Below are 2,888 nucleotides of genomic sequence, written 5' to 3'. Positions count from 1 at the left end.
AATGCCGCCTGGTCGCCTGGGGCGGTCGGCTCGACCGGTTCGATCGAAGCCTCGTCGAGCGGCTGGCGCTTGACGGTGCGCGGCTCTATCGGCTGTGGCGCTTCCGGATAATCGTTGCCATAGCTGCCGTCATCGCGCGGCGCTTCGGGAAAAGTTTCCACCCAATTGTCGCTGTAGGGATCGTATTCGTCGACCGGTGGCACGACGATCAGGCCTTCCTCTTCCAATCGCCTGCGGCGCAAGCGCGCCGTGTCTTCCGGGTCGTCGAGATAATAACGGTCGTCCTCGACCGGTCCGAGATTGCGCAGGCGCTCGCGGCGGAGCGCGCGGCGGTCGAACCTGGTCTGCGGCGGCTGGATGGCGAGGACCTGGCCGGTTTCCGCATCGACGATGACGCGGTTCCCCCTGGCGTCGTAATAGACGTCGAAATCGCCGTTCTGGGCGACCAGCACACTACCGGCATTGGCCGCACGGGCAGATCGCGGCGCGATGTCCTCCGTCGGCGAGGCCATCGCGCTGGAAGAAAGCAGCCCGGCGGCGAGCGCCGAAAGGGTGAAGATCGTGCGGAACATGTTGGCCAAATTCTCCGGTCCGTAATTGCCGCCGCCCGGCGTTGTCTCTTTAGAGCGCCGCGCGTCCCTTCGGACGCGCAAGGACGCTCTAATAGTTAAAATCTTCGCACCAAGCTTTCCGAAAATCGAATTCGAAGTTCGGGGCTATGCAACAGGCGAACCCCTTCGCCAGCAAATCAGTTGCCGACCATAAGGTTCCAACATGAACCGGGCATGAAGATGGCGGATTTCTGGCGATGAGAGCAACATAGCTAGCTGGCGGCGAGTCCCAATTCCTTGCGCGCCTGCTTCGGCAGCTTGAGCACGACAAGGCGATGGCTTTCGCGCAGATAGTCCTTCAGCGCGTCATCGTCCATGCTTTGGTTTGTCTGGCGCTGGATCCATTTCATGCCGCGTGACGCAAGATAGGGCGCGGGCCGAAGGCCCGGCTGTTCCTTCAAGATGTCATAAGCGATGTCGGAGCATTTGAAGGTGACGAACGGCTCCTTGCCCTTACTCCAACCGCCTATCGCAAAGACCTTGGCTCCGACCTTCCAGACATGGGCGCCGCCCCACTGGACGACATGGCTCGTCGACGGCAGCGAGGCGCAGAAGCTGTTGTAGTCATCCAGCGTCATCTGCGCCCCGCCGTTCAGTGTTTAATTATGTGGCGGCCTCGAATCAGGCCGCCGCCTCGGTCGCCACGACCGTGGGCTTCGAGCGGAAGTTCAACCGGTCGGAACCTGCGGTGACCTTGACGGTCGAGCCGTCAAGGATGTCGCCGAGCAGGATCTTCTCCGCCAGCGGGTCCTGCAGTTCCTTTTGCATCACCCGCTTCAGCGGCCGCGCGCCATAGGCCGGATCGTAGCCCTTGGCCGCCAGCCAGTCGATCGCCTCCTGGTCCAGCGAAAGCGTGATCTTGCGATCGACGAGCAGGTTTTCCAGTCGCTTGAGTTGGATCTCGACGATGCGGCCCATATCCTGCCGGCGCAGCCGGTGGAACAGGATCACTTCATCGACGCGGTTAAGGAACTCCGGCCGGAACGATACCCGCACCACGCTCATCACCTCGTCACGTACGGCATCGACGTCCTGGTTCTCGTTGAGATTAACCAGATATTCGGCGCCGAGGTTCGACGTCATGATGATCAGCGTGTTGCGGAAATCGACCGTGCGGCCCTGCCCGTCGGTCAGGCGGCCGTCGTCGAGCACCTGCAGCAGCACGTTGAACACGTCCGGATGCGCCTTTTCGATTTCGTCGAACAGCACGACCTGGTAGGGCCGGCGCCGCACCGCTTCGGTCAGCGCCCCGCCTTCCTCATAGCCGACATAGCCGGGAGGCGCGCCGATCAGCCGGGCGACCGAGTGTTTCTCCATGAATTCCGACATGTCGATGCGCACCATGGCGCTCTCGTCGTCGAACAGGAAGCTGGCGAGCGCCTTGGTCAACTCGGTCTCGCCTACGCCCGTCGGTCCGAGGAACATGAACGAGCCGATCGGCCGGTTCGGATCCTGCAGGCCGGCGCGGGCACGGCGAACGGCTTTCGACACGGCCTGCACCGCCTCGCCCTGGCCGACGACGCGCTTGCCGATCTCGTCTTCCATGCGCAGCAGCTTGTCACGCTCGCCTTGCAGCATCTTGTCGACCGGAATGCCGGTCCAGCGCGACACGATATGGGCGACGTGATCGGGGGTGACCACCTCTTCGACCATGCCGACCTTGCCGTCTTGCGCCTCGGCCTGCGTCAGCTTTTTTTCGAGTTCCGGAATCTTGCCATAGGCAAGCTCGCCGGCGCGCTGGAATTCACCCTTGCGCTGGGCAATGGCGAGTTCGTTTCGCGCCTCGTCGAGCTGTTTCTTCAGGTCGGCGGCGAGCCCGAGCTTCTGCTTCTCGGCCTGCCACTTCGAGGTCAATTCGGTCGATTCTTCTTCCAGAGCAAAAAGATCTTTTTCGAGGCGGGCGAGCCGGTCCTTTGACGCGTCGTCCTTCTCGACCTTCAGCGCCTCACGCTCGATCTTGAGCTGCATGATGCGGCGGTCGATCTCGTCCAGCGCTTCGGGCTTCGAATCGACCTGCATCCGGAGCCGCGACGCGGCCTCGTCGACAAGGTCGATGGCCTTGTCCGGCAGGAACCGGTCGGCGATATAGCGGTTGGACAGCGACGCTGCAGCGACCAGCGCCGAATCCGAGATGCGCACCTTGTGGTGCTGCTCGTATTTTTCCTTCAGGCCGCGCAGGATGGAGACGGTGTCTTCGACGGTCGGTTCATTGACGAAGACCGGCTGGAAGCGGCGGGCAAGAGCGGCGTCCTTCTCGACATGCTTCCGGTATTCGTC

Annotated in this window: 2 protein-coding genes and 1 pseudogene; all 3 read right to left on the bottom strand. The window is 62.5% G+C overall.

Features of this window, described 5'->3' with window-relative positions; translation table 11 throughout:
- Nucleotides 1–572, bottom strand: a pseudogene (locus tag EOA86_RS28980) (hypothetical protein); the annotation flags it as partial.
- A gap of 251 nt (nucleotides 573–823) precedes the next feature.
- Nucleotides 824–1,189: an MmcQ/YjbR family DNA-binding protein gene (locus tag EOA86_RS28975; RefSeq protein WP_127208838.1), complete on the bottom strand. Its 366-nt coding sequence runs from the start codon at nucleotides 1,187–1,189 to the stop codon at nucleotides 824–826.
- A gap of 43 nt (nucleotides 1,190–1,232) precedes the next feature.
- Nucleotides 1,233–2,888: AAA family ATPase (locus tag EOA86_RS28970; protein ID WP_128344801.1), on the bottom strand; the 1,656-nt coding region annotated here is incomplete at its 5' end.

Source organism: Mesorhizobium sp. M5C.F.Ca.IN.020.32.2.1 (assembly GCF_004023105.1).
Taxonomy (GTDB): Bacteria; Pseudomonadota; Alphaproteobacteria; order Rhizobiales; family Rhizobiaceae; genus Mesorhizobium; species Mesorhizobium wenxiniae.
Note: the sequence above shows the minus strand (reverse complement) of the source record. Positions and strands in the feature narration are given on the sequence as shown.